A 15729-nucleotide genomic window follows, 5' to 3' on the forward strand; every position below is an offset into this window, starting at 1 on the left:
AGGAGTCTTCGCGCCTTCCACTACAATCAACGAGTGTAAAACTATAACATCAAGCTCTAATAGAGCCCTACTCTTTATAAAAGTTCAAATACTCCAGCTGCGCCCATTCCGCCGCCGATACACATCGTAACGACACCGAATTGTTCATTTCTGCGTTTCATTTCATGGATTACTGTTAAAGTCAGCTTCGCACCAGTTGTTCCCAGTGGGTGGCCCAAGGCGATCGCTCCGCCGTTCACGTTGACTTTATCTTCATCAAGGCCCAACTCGCGGATGACCTGGATTGATTGTGAAGCAAATGCTTCGTTCAGTTCGAATACACCGATGTCGGAAACCTGCAGTCCGGCAAGCTTCAATGCTTTAGGAATCGCTACCACGGGACCGATTCCCATGATTTCAGGCGGTACTCCGCCAAGCGCGAATGACCTGAATTTAGCAAGAGGCTTCAATCCAAGAGATTCAGCCTTTTCGCGATCCATGACCATGACTGCCGCTGCTCCGTCACTAGTCTGTGAGGAGTTTCCTGCAGTTACTGTGCCTTTAATATTGAAGGCCGGGCGCAATTTCGCAAGTGTTTCCATGTTCGTATCAGGACGTACACCTTCATCCTGTTTGAATTGGATGGTCTTTTCAACAAGCTTATTGTCTTTTCCTACTGTACGGAGGGTTACATCGACAGGAACAATCTCATCCTCGAATTTGCCTTCCTGGATTGCCTTTGCCGCACGCTGATGGCTTCTTACTGCAAAAGCATCCTGATCTTCACGGGAAATGCCATACTTCTTGGCTACTTCCTCAGCTGTATGGCCCATTCCCATATAGTACTGCGGGGCGCTTTCAGCCAATTTTGAATTCGGGCGGACGACATGGCCCATCATTGGAACAAGGCTCATTGATTCCGCACCACCAGCGATAATGGTGTCTGCATGCCCAAGCATGATTCTCTCTGATGCATTCGCAATCGCCTGCAGTCCTGAAGAACAATAACGATTGATTGTGATCGCCGGCACTTCATGTGACAGACCGGCAAGTGCGCCGATATTACGCGCCATATTCAAGCCCTGCTCTGCTTCTGGCATTGCACAGCCGATGATTAGATCATCAATGTTCCCTTCATAATTGCCTGCTCTTTTTAGAGTTTCTCTTACTACAAGAGCTCCAAGATCGTCAGGCCGGACATTAGCAAGAGTTCCTTTTTTTGCTTTTCCGACCGGTGTCCGGGCTCCGGCTACGATTACCGCTTCTCTCATCTCATTCCCTCTCTTTCCTTGGATGTTGTTAAAATATATTTCACTGTGAAACTATCAATCTATTAGTTACGCAAAGGCTTGCCTTTTACGAGCATATGCTGCATGCGCTGCTGTGATTTCGGTTCTGCCACAAGGCTAAGGAACGCTTCTCTTTCAAGGTCAAGCAAGTATTGCTCATCTACTTCGGTTCCGTATGGCACTTTTCCGCCGGCGATAACATACGCAAGCTTCTTCGCGATTTTCAAATCATGCTCAGAAATGTAGCCTGACAGATGCATCGTTTGAGCACCCAGCAGCAGGGTTGCATATCCCGGTTCACCGGTTACAGGAACTTTCTTTCTTACCGGTGCCTTATAACCGCTTTCATATAAATTCAATGCAGCCTGTTTCGCATCATATAACAAGTGATCGCTGTTAACGCTGATACCATCTGCTTCATTCAGGAAGTTATTTTCACGTGCTTCCTCACCTGAAGTAGAGACTTTAGCCATTGCGATGGTTTCAAATACTTTATTCGCAACCTTTTGAAGGTCAAAGTCCACACCTTTTGGCAGGCCTTCAAGATGCTTGATATAAAGCTCCTTGTTTCCGCCTCCGCCAGGAATCAATCCTACACCAGCTTCAACAAGACCCATATAAGTTTCCATGGATGCCTGGATATGGGCTGCCGGCAAGCACATTTCAGCGCCCCCGCCTAGCGTCATTCCAAATGGAGCAGCTACGATTGGCTTTGAGCTGTATTTGATTTTCATCGTCGTCTGCTGGAATTGGCGAACGACCATATCAAGATCCCAAATGTTATCGTCCTGTGCCTCCATCAGGATCATGGCCAGGTTCGCACCAACTGAGAAGTTCTTGCCCTGGTTGCCAATTACAAGACCCTTATAATTCTTTTCTACTTCATCGATTGCGAAATTGATCATCTGGAGGATGTCAGGTCCGATCGAATTGCTGTGGGAATGGAATTCCAGAAGGGCGATTCCATCACCAAGGTCAATCAGGCTTGCGCCGCCATTCTTTTTAATGACACCCTTTTGCTTTTTCAAAAGCTTCAGGTTAATTGCCTTTGGATTTTCTTCTACAGCTACGTATTCACCATTATGGTAATAGCTCAGTCTGCCATCTTCTTCTTTGTAGAATGATGTGAAGCCTTTTTCGACCATTTCTTTTACCCAGACAGGAACAGTCTTGCCTTCAGACTCCATTTTACTGATCGCTTTTTCGACGCCCAGTGCATCCCAAGCTTCGAAAGGCCCCATTTCCCAGCCGAACCCCCATTTCATTGCACGGTCAATCGCGACGATATCATCGGCAATTGTGCCTAGTAAATCAGCTGAGTAAACAAGCACTGGGCTGAAAATATTCCATAAAAGCTCACCCGCGCGGTCCTTAGCATAAACAAGCGCTTTCATTTTATTGGCAAGGCCTTTTTCCTGCTTCGCCATTTCAGTAGACGCTGTTTTTAATTTTTTTCGAGGTCCGTATTCCAGAGTCTGCGGATCCAATTCAAGGATTTCCTTGCCCTGCTTCAGGAAGAATCCCTGACCTGACTTACTTCCAAGCCAGCCGTTTTCAAGCATCTTCTTCATGAACTCAGGTACTTCAAAGACTTCCTTTTCTTCACCGTCAACCTGGTCATACACGTTTTTCGCGACATGCGCGAAAGTATCAAGACCAACTACATCCAGCGTGCGGAATGTTGCGCTCTTAGGACGGCCGATCATTGGGCCGGTTACAGAGTCAACTTCACCAACACTGTAGCCGCCTTTCACCATTTCTCTTACTGTTACGAGCAATCCGTAAGTACCGATTCGGTTTGCGATGAAGTTAGGTGTGTCCTTCGCTTCAACGACACCTTTCCCTAGCTGGTCTTCACCGAAAGTCTTCACGAATGAAAGGACTTCTGGGTCGGTATCTTTGGTAGGGATCACTTCAAGCAGCTTCAGATAGCGCGGCGGGTTGAAGAAGTGCGTGCCCAGGAAATGCTTCCTGAAATCCTCAGAACGTCCTTCCGCCATTGCCTCGACAGAGATTCCTGACGTGTTAGAGCTGATGATGCTTCCCTGCTTGCGGTATTTATCTACATCAGTGAAAACTTTCTTTTTAATATCAAGATTTTCAACAACTACTTCAATAACCCAGTCAACATCCTTGAGTTTTTCCATATCATCTTCGAAATTGCCTGCTTCAATTAGAGCAAGATTCTTTTTGGAGGCCAAGGGTGCCGGCTTTTGTTTCAATAACTTTTGCAGTGCTCCTGCACTGATTCGATTGCGCACCTGCTTGTTATCAAGTGTCAGGCCTTTCGCTTTTTCCTGTTCCGTTAATTCCCGAGGTACAATATCCAGCAGCAATGTCGGAATCCCGATGTTTGCCAGATGTGCGGCAATCCCTGATCCCATGACACCTGAACCAAGCACCGCTGCCTTTTGAATTTGTCGCATCAAATTTGTCTCCCCCTTTGACTCTTTTTGAATGAATACTCATTCATTTTTGCACCAAAAAAAATATGCATATAAATGAGCTCTGTTAATTACTACTATAAAATATTTAAAAAATTTCCGCAATAATAAGGTGCGGAAAAAAGAAAATTTTTTGAATCTTTAATCCCCATGCTTATTTCTCCTCACTTGGGCACTCTATAAAGGCAGTACTTTTATCTTTGAAAACACGGAGGTATGAACATGGCTAGATTGAAAAAGGATCCATCCAAAGCTGGCGTCAGCGCTGCCAGTGTAAAAGGAGATGCCGGCCCGTCTATGGGTAAAGGCGGAGAAAGAAAGCAGAACAGCCAGAACAGCCAATATAAAAAGTAGTCAAATCGGCTAGATCTAAATAAAACAGGCTGACAAATTTGTCAGCCTGCTGATCATTATTTCTTTAACATTCCTTTTAAAACAAATGCAACGTTTGCCGGACGCTCAGCAAGACGGCGCATGAAGTAACCGTACCAGTCTGTTCCGAATGGAACGTAAACGCGCATTGTATAGCCTTCTTCGGCAAGCTGAAGCTGCCTTTCCGGCATGATTCCAAACAGCATCTGGAATTCGAACTGGCTTTTCGGAATATTGTTTGCCTTCGCGAATTCCTTCGTGAAGTTGATGATATTGTCATCATGTGAAGCAACAGCAGTATAGTTGCCGTTCAACAGGTGCATCTTGATGATTTTCTTGAAATTTTCATCGACATCCTTCTTCTCAGGGAAAGCCACTTCCGGTGACTCTTTGTAAGCTCCCTTTACAAGGCGGAGGTTTGGAGAATATTGATTCAGGTCCTCAATATCTTTTTCAGTTCTGTATAAATAAGCCTGGATGACCGTACCGATGTTGTCGTATTCGGATTTCAGCTGTTTGAAAATATCCAGAGTCCTCTGGCAGCGCTCGTAGTCCTCCATGTCAATCGTCACAAATACATTATTCTCTTTGGCGGTATCCATGATCCGGCGCATATTATTCATGACAACTTTCTCAGAAATATCAAAACCGAGTGAAGTCATCTTGACACTCATTTGGGCATTTAATTTTTCGCGGCCAATTGCTTTTATCATTGCAATCGAGCTTTCGGCTCTCTCATTCGCTTCTCTTTCATTGTCGACAAATTCGCCAAGAAAATCGACAGTTGCCGCAAGGTTCTTCCTGTTCAGCTCTTTAATGACTTCCACCGACTGCTCGACCGTTTCGCCGGAAACGAAACGTTTTGCCCCTAGACGAAGGCCGTATTTCTTGGCCATCTTCGTAAAAAATTTATTTTTCGATAGAAAAAGAAAGAAGTTCCTCATTAATTGTTCCATAGCTTTTCCTCCCCTTAATGAAAACGATTACAATACCCTTTAAAAAAATTGCTTCATCTATATCTATTTTGCAAAATTATTTTATCACTTTTTATTAGCTTTGAATATTACTTTCGTAGGAAAATGTTCTTTTTTGACGAATCTTGTCCTGCATACTTTATTTCGGCCCGGGAACGATAATATCCGTAGGAATGAACATAAAACAGGAGGTTCTAATATGCAGCAGCAAAACATGAATTTTCAAGGCCAACAGCAAGGGATCATGCAGACGCCGCCGTCGGTTGTATCCACCAAAGATTCTTTATACTTAACAGATATGCTTTCATGGAATTTACTTGCGATGAAAAAAGCACATTTCTTTGCCCAACAGTGCCAGGACCAGGAGCTGAAAATGGAAATCGAAAAGTGCGGCCAAATGCACCAGAGACACTACCAGAAAATCCTTACACACTTGAACAGCCCGCAAAACCAGGCATATTCGCAAACGCCAGGAATGCAATAATCGAACTAGACAGGAGGAAAAAGCGGATGAACCAGAACCAGAATCAGCAAAAAATCCAGAATCCAGAAACTCAGGTCCAGAAGACACCGCAGATGAATGACCGTGATTTCATCAATGACGTTTTAACGACTGAAAAATACATGACTCAAGGTTATGATACTGCTCTTAATGAATTAAGCCACGACCAACTTTATCAGGATGTTCTCGCGATTTATACTGAAACAGCCAATGCCCAGCGCGACCTTTATAACCTGATGTTTAAGAAAGGCTGGTATGGTGTGGAAGCGGCAGACGCGCAAAAACTTCAGCAGTCACACCAGCAATTCCAGGGGTACTCAAATCAATTTCCTTATGGCGGACAGCAGCTTCAATAATGGAAGCTGTCATTATGAAGAATCGGGCTTGCTCTCCCGGTTCTTTTTTTGACGGACACTTTGCTGCGAATTCCTCACATTTCTGTCCGATAGAGCTCTTCTAACGGACACTTTTCTGCGAATTCCTCATGGTTTTGTCCGATAGAGCCCTTCTAAAGGACACTTTTCTGCGAATTCCTCACATTTTTGTCCGATAGAGCTCTTCTAACGGACACTTTTCTGCGAATTCCTCATGGTCCTGTCCAATAGAGCTCTTCTAACGGACACTTTTCTGCGAATTCCTCATATTTTTGTCCGATAGAGTCCTTCTAACGGACACATTTCCTCGAATTCCTCACATTTTTGTCCGATAGAGCTCTTCTAACGGACACTTTGCTGCGAATTCCTCATGGTTTTGTCCGATAGAGCCCTTCTAAAGGACACTTTTCCGGGAATTTCTCATGGTTTTATCCGATAGAGTCTATTTTTTTGCAAGCGAACTTTTTTCCTCCTTTCCCAATCTTTTGTTGCATGTTCCTACTTTTAGTGGTGGCTCTTCCCTTCCTTTTCTAGCTCTTTTCACTAATGATGTTTTGTTAAAACTTCGTTTGCACATCTTTTCACATTCACCGACAAAATAGCCGCAAAAAAAACCACCTCGCTAAGAGATGGTTCTTCGTTATTTCTGGCGTTTTTGCTCATTCAGTTCTTTGACTTCTGCTATAACGTTCTTGATCTGTTCCTTGGCATCCGGATATTCTGTATTCCAGTGCTTTGCCAGCGGAGGCATCGACTTGGCGATATGGCTGTACAATATCCATGTTTTTACCTTCTCGATATTTTCAGCCGAGCCTTCACCGACCAAAAGTTCTGTATATTTTTCCAGCAATCCATCGATTTGTTCTGTAAAATTTTTATCCATTTGAACACTCCCTTGTTTTAAGATCCGCATGTCCGTGGACAGGTTTTGCAGTAACTGCCTTTTTCCTTTAGCAGATAGCTGTAACAACAGGTTTTTCGTATCCTGATATAAGAATCTGCCTCTTCCTGATAAACTGGTTCACTGTAATACCTGGCGATTGGGTTGTTGTTATAGCGTCCGAACAACTTTCCGGGGGCCGACTTAATCAGAAAGGAAAAGTCATCTTCTGCCCTCATCATCACCTCGTGATCCTCGATCTGGCTTAAAATCTTTTCATAAAGCCAAAAAATATAGACTGCGACATTTTCCCATAGTATCAATTTTGAGATTTTAGCAGATTTTGAGATGGCATCCATGACAGGAAACAGATTATCCACAAACAAATGCCTGACTGCTTCCTTCCTCCACTCTTCCCGTTGCCCATAAGGACACACGTCTGTGCTTTTGTTTTTCAAATAAAACCCAGGCAGCCAAAGACCATCCTTTATGGCATCTGCCAGAATAATATTTTCCGGTGAAACATCCAGCCTTTTGTTAAAAGCCGTCATGGAGTACAGATACAGGACGGCAAGAAAGGCATGCCGTTTCATGAAAACGGATGCCGCCGTTTTAGCATCCGGAGCCTTCAGCCCTTCATTGAACCTTTCCAGATAAAAGCCCATTTCCGATTCATCCGTAAGCGGCCTGAAATCGATCTGGACATCCTTTTCAGGCTCGGAAACGACAAAACGGTAGTTGGCGAGAATCCCTATTTCAGCTGCTGTCAGTTCCGCCTTCATACGGGAGCTCCCACTTTGTCCCTGATGATGCGGCGGCCTTTGCCATGTGGAATGCAGAGCGGCGTGCCGAACAACGGATCGATGGTCACTTCACAATCCATTCCAAAAACATGCTTCACAAGCCCGCAGTTAATGACAATTTCCGGTTTTCCCTGGTCAAAAATCTTCTGGTCCTTGATCGCGACGATATTATGCGCGTATCGGCAGGCAAGATTCAGGTCATGCAGTACCATGACAATCGTTCTTCCCTCGTTTTCATTCAATTCAAAAAGAAGATCAAGGATCTCGATTTGATGAGTCATATCCAAATAGGTTGTCGGTTCATCGAGCAGGATGATATCCGTATCCTGCGCAAGTGTCATCGCTATCCAGGCACGCTGACGCTGTCCCCCGGACAAAGAATCGACTGTGCGGTCCTTCAGATGGTCAATCCCTGTTGCCTTCAAAGCGTTTTCCACACTTCTTTCATCCTCCTCCGACCATTGCTTCAGCCAGGTCTGGTAAGGATATCTTCCCTGTTTTACCAGCTGCATGACCGTCAAGCCTTCCGGTGCTAAGGGGGACTGGGGCAAGATCGCCATTTTACGGGCGACTTCCTTCGTTGATAGCTTGGAGATCGCCTCGCCTTCCAGAAGAATCGCTCCTGCCTGCGGCTTTAGCAGCCTGGCGATTGAACGGAGCAAAGTCGATTTTCCGCAGCCATTTCCTCCGATAAAAACGGTAATTTCTCCTTTCGGAATTTCTATGTCCAATTCATTTATGATAATGGAATCTCCATAGGAAAGCGTCAGTTTCTCCGTTTCAATTGCCTGGTTCATGTCGATTCCCCTTTCTGTCAGGTTTAAGAATTTCTAGTTTTATATAGCAGGTAAATAAAATAAGGTGCGCCGATTCCGGCGGTGAAAACGCCCGCAGGGACCTCCAATGGCGAAAACATTGTACGCCCGATCAAATCAGCCAGCATGACCAAGATCCCGCCAATTATCGCTGATACTGGCAAAAGTGCCCCGAATGCTGAGCCGACAAGCCTTCTCGCCATATGCGGAGCCATCAGGCCAACGAAACCGATTCCTCCTGCAAAAGCGACCGAACTGGCAATCAATGCCGTGCTGACAAGCAGCAGTACAAATCGCTGCCTCTGGACATGACCTCCAACACCTGTGGCTATATCTTCCCCAAGCTCCTGAACATTGACATTCCTTGCAAAAATAAATGCAATCAATAGCATGATGACTGTCCAAGGAACAAGCACGGCGACATTACTCCAGGTGGATCCATAGACCGTTCCCGTAATCCAGATATTCGCCTGGCTTGCGCGATAAATCGGGCCCATGATCATCATCAATGTGGTCAATGCCTGCATCATCGCGGATATCCCGATGCCAATCAATACAAGGCGCACAGGCGATACACCATTTTTCCAGGAGAGAAAATAAACAAGGAAAGCTACAATGGAGGCACCCGCAAAAGCTGCTACCGGCATCCATTCTATGCTCACCGTCAGTGCATTATTATCTCCGCTGAAAATTGCCAGGAATCCGACAACTGCCACTGCTGCGCCACCAGTGATCCCGAGGATATCAGGTGAAGCAAGCGGGTTCCTGATCATCCCCTGCAGGATTCCACCGGCTACGGCCAAACTGATGCCAACCATCAGGGCGACGATGATTCTCGGCAAGCGGAAGGATTGCACGACCAGTCTCTCCATATCGCTTCCGCCGCCAAAAAATACCGCAATTACACTCAATGGGCTTATCGCCATATCGCCCAGGCCCGTGCTGATGACAAATACGGCTATTGCCACCAACAGCATTCCCAAAAAAATTCCTGCTGCCTTTTTATCTATCAAGAAAGATACTTTATCCTTAAAAATCCTTAGACTTCTATACTGGCTCATTTTCCGTTGAACCCCTTTCTCGCTATATAAATGAAAAATGGAGTTCCAATCATCGCTGTCATGACGCCGACAGGGATTTCCTGAGGCATCAGCACGTATCGGGCAGCGATATCCGCTGCTAATAAAAGCATTCCTCCAAAAATTGCTGAGAAAGGTATCACCCAACGGTGGTCGATGCCGACTACCGCCCTAGTCAAATGTGGAATGACAATCCCGATAAACCCAATTGGTCCGGCTACAGCCACGGCTCCGCCAGATAAAAGGACAATGATGATGCCTGCACCGAGCTTTACAAAGCCAGTATTCAAACCGAGACCTTTCGCAACATCTTCCCCCATGGACAGCACGTTCATTTTCGAAGAAATTAAAATTGCTGCCAGCCAGCCAAAACCTAAATACGGAAGAACACTGACAAGCGTTTCCAGCTTACGCCCCTGTACTGAGCCAGCAAGCCAGTAGAGTACCTGCTCAAGAGCCGCCTCATCAAGAACAAGAAGCCCCTGGGTGAAGGAGGAAAACATTGCTGTCATCGCTGCGCCAGCAAGTGTCAGTTTCATCGGTGTCAATCCTTCACGTCCGGCAGAGCCGATCACATAGACACTGACTGCTGCCACGGCTGCACCCAGGAAGGAAATCCAGGCAAAGGCCTGGAGGCTGCCGACTGAAAAAATAGTCACAGCCACGACTACTGCAAATCCGGCTCCGGCATTCACACCAAAAATCCCAGGTGAAGCGAGCGGATTTTTCGTTAACGTCTGCATCAGAACACCGGCAATCGCCAGGCTCGCACCGACAGCAGCCGCAATCAGCGCCCGCGGAAGCCGGACGGATTGAATGATAATATGTTCATTGGAACCATCATAATCGGTGAACGCATTGAAAGCTGTTCCCCATGATGTATCGGTATAACCGTAAACAATACTTGCACATATTAAAAATAAGATAAAGATGATGGCCGCTACTAGACCGATCCATCTTTGGCCATTGGATTTCAGAAGCATGCTGGTTACCTTTCTTTCTGCCGGGAATACTGTTATCTATTCTTTCTTCTCAATAGCATTGATCACAGCTAATAAAAGTATTTTAAAAAGTTGCTTATGTTGTTAATTTAACTTTACGTGAAAAGAAGTTCCTTTTCACCAGTTTGGCTGACAAGTTCACAAAATCGTCAATGATTATGAAAATCATTATCAATTAGTGTTGACATCTTACTCTATTGCATTTTATCATAAGGATGCAGTAATTGAAAACGATTATCAATAACATTCTAGGAGGAACTACATATGAAAGTTTCAAAACATTTACTGGCTCTTATAAGCATCTTCACCGTCCTGCTTTTGGCAGCATGCGGCAGCAACGAAGATGATGCAAAGAATACAGCAGAAGCACCAAAGGAAAAGGAAGAAGGATACACAGTTGAACATGCAATGGGTGAGACCACCCTGGAAAAGACTCCAGAAAAGGTTGTCATCCTGACAAATGAAGGTACAGAAGCACTTCTTGCCCTTGGAGTCACTCCAGTCGGAGCCGTTCAATCATGGACAGGCGACCCTTGGTACGACCATATTGCTGAGGATATGAAAGATGTGAAAGTAGTTGGTGTTGAAAGCCAGGTTAATGTAGAAGCCATCGCTGCGCTTCAGCCAGACCTGATCATTGGCAATAAAATGCGCCAGGAAGATATTTATGAACAGCTTAAAGCAATCGCACCTACTGTTTTCGCAGAGGACCTTCGCGGAAATTGGAAGAACAACTTCGAACTTTACGCAAAAGCTGTAAACAAAGAAGAAAAAGGCAAAGAAGTCCTTGCTGCATATGACCAGCGTATCGAAGACCTGAAAGAAAAGCTTGGAGATAAGTTAGATACAAAAGTATCGATGGTCCGCTTCATGGCAGGCGATGTACGTATTTACCACAAAGATTCATTCTCAGGCGTTATCCTTGAACAGATTGGCCTTGCTCGTCCAGAAAGCCAGGATAAGGAAGACTTTGCTGAAAAAGGTGTAACTAAGGAAAGAATTCCGGCTATGGACGGAGATATCCTCTTCTACTTCACATATGATGAAGGCGACGGCAAAGCAACCGAAGTCGAAAAGGAATGGATTGAAGACCCGTTATTCCAAAACCTTGAGGTAGCGAAAAAAGGTGAAGTTCACAAAGTGGATGATGCCATCTGGAATACAGCTGGCGGCGTCATGGCAGCCAACCTGATGCTTGATGATCTTGAAAAACATATGTTGAAATAGGCTATTTTCTCAAACTTTGTTGCTTTTGATTACAAAATAGGATTGAATGACAACAATATTTACGAAAGCAGTTTTTAAATAAAATCCCCCCAAGATTTTATTTAACTAATCCCCTTCCCCATATATATAACAGGAAAGCCCGCAGAATCTTGCGGGTTTTTCTTTTTGTCCCTTCCCACTTCACGTACAAATCAAATCAAGAAAACAATCTTCATAATCCTCCCATTTCCGGAAAGAATAAGTGTAAATCCAGATTGGCGGAGATTAACAATGAGACATCCATTCAAGAAAAAACTGATGCAAGAAATCGAGAAGGAAGCTGCACGACAAGATACCGAAGGACAAGAGCCAGAGCAATATCTAAATGAGCACGAATGGGAAAAAGCGCTTTTAAAGTCACATGATTTTAAAAAGACTTTTTATGTGAATCAAAAATCAGAAAAAAAATTCTGCTTCTCTTTTATGTCAACTTTAGTAGATGAAAGCATCCTTCAGAACAATGCCCTCCCCTATCTGCTGGAAGGCGAATTAACGGAAATCGAGGATGTTAAAAGCCTGATCCCCATTGCTGATGTCCAGGTTTCAGATAAAAATGAGGATATTGAGACTAAATTGTTTAATGGATACGTCCTTTTAACTCTGGAGGGTGAAGAAAAATATTTTGCCTTTATTGCTGCCCAAAAAGAGGTTGTCCGAACAGTCGCGCAGCCCGAGGTAGAGTTCAGTGTAATCGGACCAAAGGAATCTTTCGTTGAGTCCCTGGACCATAATCTCAATATGATTCGCAAAAGGGTCCCAGTGAAAGAGCTCGTCATTGAAAATTACACGGTAGGCTCCCTTTCCAAATCGGGTGTGGCGATCCTCTATATTGATGGGATTACAAACAAAGATAACGTCAATACTGTAGTTCAGCGGGTCAGAGATATCGAGTTTGATGAAATCACCGATAGCTCCTATATCGTCCAGCTGATTTCAGATAACCAGAACTCTCCTTTTCCGCAGCTGCTTGATACCGAAAGGCCGGACAGGATTGCGGCAATACTTGCAGAAGGTAAAGTTGCCATCCTTGTAGATGGTTCGCCGCACGCATTGATCGGACCAACGACCCTGGTTGAATTTTTCGGGTCTTTCGAAGACTATTTCCTGAATTATTTATTGTCTTCTTTTTTCCGGCTGATCCGTCTATTCGCCGTTGCGTTCTCGATCCTGATCACACCGATTTATGTAGCAGCCCTTTCCTATCATTATGAATTGATCCCGAAGGACCTGCTAAGTACATTGATTACGTCAAGAAGGGAGATTCCACTTCCTCCTATCCTTGAAGCGTTGTTCCTTGAGTTGACGATCGAGCTATTGCGTGAGGCCGGGGCCCGCCTGCCAACCAAGGTCGGCCAGACGATCGGTATCGTAGGCGGAATCGTAATCGGGACTGCTTCTGTTGAAGCAGGTCTGACGAGTAATGTCCTGCTGATCATTGTCGCACTGGCAGCGCTGGCATCTTTCACTACACCTGTGTACCGGATGGGCAATACAATCAGGCTGCTGCGGTTCCCGTTCCTGTTCTTCGCTGAACTTTGGGGAATGCTGGGAATCGTCGTTTCCTTTTCGTTCCTCCTGGCCCACCTGCTTCGCCTTACATCATTGGGCAGGCCTTTCCTGGAACCTTTGTATCCTCCTAGGGTGAAGGATTTCAAAGATGCAATCATTCGATTGCCTTTTACCATGCAGTATAATCGGCCACAATATTTAAGAACAGAAAATCCAGTCCGTTTTAGTGAAAAAAAGGCAAAGCAAAAAAAGGACATCGATGAGTGAGCATTGGAGGTTTTGAAATAGCATGCAGCAGCCAATACCTGAAAGATTGCAAGTATCACCATTTCTCGTTCTCTACTTAATCATGTCCATGCAGATCGGCATCGGGGTTCTTGGCTATCAGCGCATCATCGCGAAGAATGCAGGTTATGATGCATGGATTTCAGTTCTTGCTGCTGGCTTAAGCATTCATGTCATCGTTTGGATGATCTATAAAATTTGCGGTACAGTTGAAGGAGATATTGTAGCAGCCCATGCCTTTGTTTTTGGCAAAAAGATCGGCATTCTCCTAAATATGGTCTTCATTGTCTACCTGCTGATTTTTGCACTGGCTGTCTTAAGGACTTATCTAGAAGTCGTTCAGGTATGGATGTTCCCTGAAATCAGCCCTTTTTGGTACAGCCTAGTCTTTTTGATTCTCTCAGTTTATATCGTTTTTGGCGGTTTTCGAACCGTAACCGGTATAGCTTTTTTCTGCATCGTCCTTCCGAGCTATCTGCTGCTGACGTTTGGCTTTGCACTCAGCTATGCTGAATTCAGGAATCTGCTGCCGATACTCGATCATTCTTTAAAAGACATGGCGTTAAGTGCGTTCAATATGTCCCTTACGTATATCGGGTTTGAAATACCGCTATTTTTCTATCCATTTATCAAGGATGCACCTAAATCACAAAAATGGGCCCATCTAGGTGTTTTCTTAACCACCATTATCTATACAGTAATGGCGATTATAACTTTTACTTATTTTTCAGAAGCACAGCTGGCCAAATCCATCTGGGCAACACTTGAAATGTGGAAAATTGTCAGCATGCCCTTTGTTGAACGATTTGAATATATCGGCATTGCGAACTGGAATTTGATTATCCTTCCGAATATCTGTATTGCACTTTGGGGTGCCAGCATGATTTTAAAAAGATCTTTTAAGCTGCGGCAAAAAAAAGGAGTGATTGCCCTCGCACTCATTTGCTTGATCGCCATACCTTTTTTGGATACAAGGGCTAAAATAAACTTGCTGAATGACTGGGTCGCACGAATTGGATTCAGTGTAACCTTCATCTATGTCCCTTTTTTATTTATCGCAACATTGATTGCCAAGAAGGTGAAAAATAAATGATGAAAAGGATTTTGGTCGTACTTTCGTTTTTTTCCCTTTTGCTTACAGGATGTGTCGAAAAGGAAATTATTGATGACGTTAATATCGAAATGGGCGTGGGTTATGACCAGAAAGATGATGAAATTGAGGGCACGATCATGGTCCCTATTTTCAATCCCGATAAGAAAATTGGGAATTTCACCTTTTCCGCAACAGCTTCGAGCAACAGGGATTTATTTCAGGAGATTCAGCGAAGGTCAGCACAGCCCATCGTAACAGGCTCCCTGGAAATTGCCATCTTTGGTGAAGAAATTGCTAAAAAAGGAATCAGGGATTTCATCGATGCTTTTGAACGCGATCCAAGCATCGGTGCCAGGGTATATTTTGCCGTCGCAGATGACAAGGCAAAAGAAATTTTAACTGGAACATATGGAAATAGAGGAAATGCCATTCATTTATCACAGTTAATAAAACACAATACTGAAACTCGTAATTTGCCGGTTACGAACATGCATCTCTATTTGTTTGAACTATATCAGGAGGGAAAAGATCCCTATCTCCCTATCCTGAAAAAAGAGGAGCCTGAAGTAATTGATATTACGGGAATTGCATTATTCAAGGATGACAAAATGGTGAGTGAATTGCCTTCCGATAAAATGTTCTTCTTTAAGCTTCTTACTGATAAATTCAGCGAAGGCTCATTTAAACTGGAAGTGGATGACAAGGATGTCGCAGTTAAAGATTTGGATTCAAAGAATAAGTTCAAACTAAGGAAACGGAAACCCTATGTTATAGATTTAGAAATCGAGATTAATGGACTTATTCGTGAGTATACTGGAACAATTGTGACACCTGAAGTGATCAAGAAGATTGAAAAAGAATTCGAGGACCAAGTCAATAAAGAAGCCACCGCAATGATACAGGACTTTCAGGAAATGGGAATAGATCCAGTCGGATTTGGCCAGTTTATTAAAACCAAAACAAGAGGCTTCGATTTTAAAAGATGGGAAGATGAATATAAGAATTTAACAGTGAATGTTAAAACCGATGTGATCATAACTGAGGTAGGGATAGTTGAGTAAGTG

General features: G+C 44.2%; 15 protein-coding genes. 7 read left to right on the plus strand and 8 right to left on the minus strand.

Going from position 1 to position 15729, the window contains the following annotated elements; translation table 11 throughout:
- Positions 1–74: 74 nt before the first annotated feature.
- Positions 75–1250: an acetyl-CoA C-acetyltransferase gene (locus J7I80_RS14170; RefSeq protein WP_192470117.1), complete on the minus strand. Its 1176-nt coding sequence runs from the start codon at positions 1248–1250 to the stop codon at positions 75–77.
- A gap of 62 nt (positions 1251–1312) precedes the next feature.
- On the minus strand, positions 1313–3694 hold the full coding sequence (locus J7I80_RS14175) for a 3-hydroxyacyl-CoA dehydrogenase/enoyl-CoA hydratase family protein (RefSeq protein WP_214739219.1): 2382 nt from the start codon (positions 3692–3694) through the stop codon (positions 1313–1315).
- Positions 3695–3934: 240 nt separating this feature from the next.
- On the opposite strand from J7I80_RS14175, the gene J7I80_RS14180 reads away from it, so the two are divergent.
- Positions 3935–4066: a YuzL family protein gene (locus tag J7I80_RS14180; RefSeq protein ID WP_214738990.1), complete on the plus strand. Its 132-nt coding sequence runs from the start codon at positions 3935–3937 to the stop codon at positions 4064–4066.
- Between the two features lie 56 nt (positions 4067–4122).
- Here the strand turns inward: J7I80_RS14180 and J7I80_RS14185 are convergent, their stop codons facing one another.
- On the minus strand, positions 4123–5040 hold the full coding sequence (locus J7I80_RS14185) for a proline dehydrogenase family protein (RefSeq protein WP_214738991.1): 918 nt from the start codon (positions 5038–5040) through the stop codon (positions 4123–4125).
- A 217-nt stretch (positions 5041–5257) separates the two neighbouring features.
- On the opposite strand from J7I80_RS14185, the gene J7I80_RS14190 reads away from it, so the two are divergent.
- Entirely contained in the window at positions 5258–5542 is a 285-nt protein-coding gene (locus J7I80_RS14190; protein WP_214738992.1) for a hypothetical protein, read from the plus strand.
- Between the two features lie 26 nt (positions 5543–5568).
- Complete coding sequence (locus J7I80_RS14195; protein WP_214738993.1) at positions 5569–5916, plus strand: spore coat protein; 348 nt, start codon at positions 5569–5571, stop codon at positions 5914–5916.
- 658 nt (positions 5917–6574) lie between these two features.
- Here J7I80_RS14195 and J7I80_RS14200 read toward each other — a convergent pair.
- From J7I80_RS14200 to J7I80_RS14220, 5 genes are read right to left on the minus strand one after another with little or no spacing between them, the layout of a single operon-like run.
- Positions 6575–6817 carry a YusU family protein gene (locus J7I80_RS14200; protein WP_214738994.1) on the minus strand — a complete coding sequence of 81 codons (243 nt, stop codon included), beginning with the start codon at positions 6815–6817 and terminating at the stop codon, positions 6575–6577.
- A gap of 17 nt (positions 6818–6834) precedes the next feature.
- Complete coding sequence (locus tag J7I80_RS14205) at positions 6835–7596, minus strand: IucA/IucC family C-terminal-domain containing protein (protein WP_214738995.1); 762 nt, start codon at positions 7594–7596, stop codon at positions 6835–6837.
- Positions 7593–8414 carry an ABC transporter ATP-binding protein gene (locus J7I80_RS14210; protein ID WP_251027773.1) on the minus strand — a complete coding sequence of 274 codons (822 nt, stop codon included), beginning with the start codon at positions 8412–8414 and terminating at the stop codon, positions 7593–7595. The genes J7I80_RS14205 and J7I80_RS14210 overlap by 4 nt, the downstream gene beginning before the upstream one ends.
- Positions 8415–8437: 23 nt before the next feature.
- A complete protein-coding gene (locus J7I80_RS14215; RefSeq protein WP_214738996.1) occupies positions 8438–9493 on the minus strand; it encodes a FecCD family ABC transporter permease in 1056 nt (351 codons plus the stop codon).
- On the minus strand, positions 9490–10494 hold the full coding sequence (locus J7I80_RS14220; RefSeq protein WP_192470109.1) for a FecCD family ABC transporter permease: 1005 nt from the start codon (positions 10492–10494) through the stop codon (positions 9490–9492). Before J7I80_RS14220 ends, J7I80_RS14215 begins: the two co-directional genes overlap by 4 nt.
- 282 nt (positions 10495–10776) lie before the next feature.
- Here J7I80_RS14220 and J7I80_RS14225 point away from each other — a divergent pair, with 282 nt between their 5' ends.
- The 4 genes from J7I80_RS14225 (at position 10777) to J7I80_RS14240 (ending at position 15726) form a co-directional block, all read left to right on the plus strand.
- Positions 10777–11739, plus strand: a complete 963-nt coding sequence (locus tag J7I80_RS14225) for an ABC transporter substrate-binding protein (RefSeq protein ID WP_214738997.1) — start codon at positions 10777–10779, stop codon at positions 11737–11739.
- A 270-nt stretch (positions 11740–12009) separates the two neighbouring features.
- Positions 12010–13554: a spore germination protein gene (locus tag J7I80_RS14230; RefSeq protein ID WP_251027774.1), complete on the plus strand. Its 1545-nt coding sequence runs from the start codon at positions 12010–12012 to the stop codon at positions 13552–13554.
- A 22-nt stretch (positions 13555–13576) separates the two neighbouring features.
- On the plus strand, positions 13577–14665 hold the full coding sequence (locus tag J7I80_RS14235) for a GerAB/ArcD/ProY family transporter (RefSeq protein WP_214738998.1): 1089 nt from the start codon (positions 13577–13579) through the stop codon (positions 14663–14665).
- Positions 14662–15726 (plus strand): Ger(x)C family spore germination protein, encoded by a 1065-nt coding sequence (locus tag J7I80_RS14240; protein ID WP_214738999.1) that lies wholly within the window; start codon positions 14662–14664, stop codon positions 15724–15726. Before J7I80_RS14235 ends, J7I80_RS14240 begins: the two co-directional genes overlap by 4 nt.
- Positions 15727–15729 lie beyond the last annotated feature (3 nt).

It is taken from the genome of Bacillus sp. ISL-41, from assembly GCF_018613235.1.
GTDB lineage: Bacteria > Bacillota > Bacilli > Bacillales > Cytobacillaceae > Mesobacillus.

Bases quoted from the DNA above. Each gene is read 5' to 3' on its own strand.
- J7I80_RS14170 (WP_192470117.1), bottom strand. From the start codon at position 1,250: ATGAGAGAAGCGGTAATCGTAGCCGGAGCCCGGACACCGGTCGGAAAA.
- J7I80_RS14175 (WP_214739219.1), bottom strand. From the start codon at position 3,694: ATGCGACAAATTCAAAAGGCAGCGGTGCTTGGTTCAGGTGTCATGGGA.
- J7I80_RS14180 (WP_214738990.1), top strand. From the start codon at position 3,935: ATGGCTAGATTGAAAAAGGATCCATCCAAAGCTGGCGTCAGCGCTGCC.
- J7I80_RS14185 (WP_214738991.1), bottom strand. From the start codon at position 5,040: ATGGAACAATTAATGAGGAACTTCTTTCTTTTTCTATCGAAAAATAAA.
- J7I80_RS14190 (WP_214738992.1), top strand. From the start codon at position 5,258: ATGCAGCAGCAAAACATGAATTTTCAAGGCCAACAGCAAGGGATCATG.
- J7I80_RS14195 (WP_214738993.1), top strand. From the start codon at position 5,569: ATGAACCAGAACCAGAATCAGCAAAAAATCCAGAATCCAGAAACTCAG.
- J7I80_RS14200 (WP_214738994.1), bottom strand. From the start codon at position 6,817: ATGGATAAAAATTTTACAGAACAAATCGATGGATTGCTGGAAAAATAT.
- J7I80_RS14205 (WP_214738995.1), bottom strand. From the start codon at position 7,596: ATGAAGGCGGAACTGACAGCAGCTGAAATAGGGATTCTCGCCAACTAC.
- J7I80_RS14210 (WP_251027773.1), bottom strand. From the start codon at position 8,414: ATGAACCAGGCAATTGAAACGGAGAAACTGACGCTTTCCTATGGAGAT.
- J7I80_RS14215 (WP_214738996.1), bottom strand. From the start codon at position 9,493: ATGAGCCAGTATAGAAGTCTAAGGATTTTTAAGGATAAAGTATCTTTC.
- J7I80_RS14220 (WP_192470109.1), bottom strand. From the start codon at position 10,494: ATGCTTCTGAAATCCAATGGCCAAAGATGGATCGGTCTAGTAGCGGCC.
- J7I80_RS14225 (WP_214738997.1), top strand. From the start codon at position 10,777: ATGAAAGTTTCAAAACATTTACTGGCTCTTATAAGCATCTTCACCGTC.
- J7I80_RS14230 (WP_251027774.1), top strand. From the start codon at position 12,010: ATGAGACATCCATTCAAGAAAAAACTGATGCAAGAAATCGAGAAGGAA.
- J7I80_RS14235 (WP_214738998.1), top strand. From the start codon at position 13,577: ATGCAGCAGCCAATACCTGAAAGATTGCAAGTATCACCATTTCTCGTT.
- J7I80_RS14240 (WP_214738999.1), top strand. From the start codon at position 14,662: ATGATGAAAAGGATTTTGGTCGTACTTTCGTTTTTTTCCCTTTTGCTT.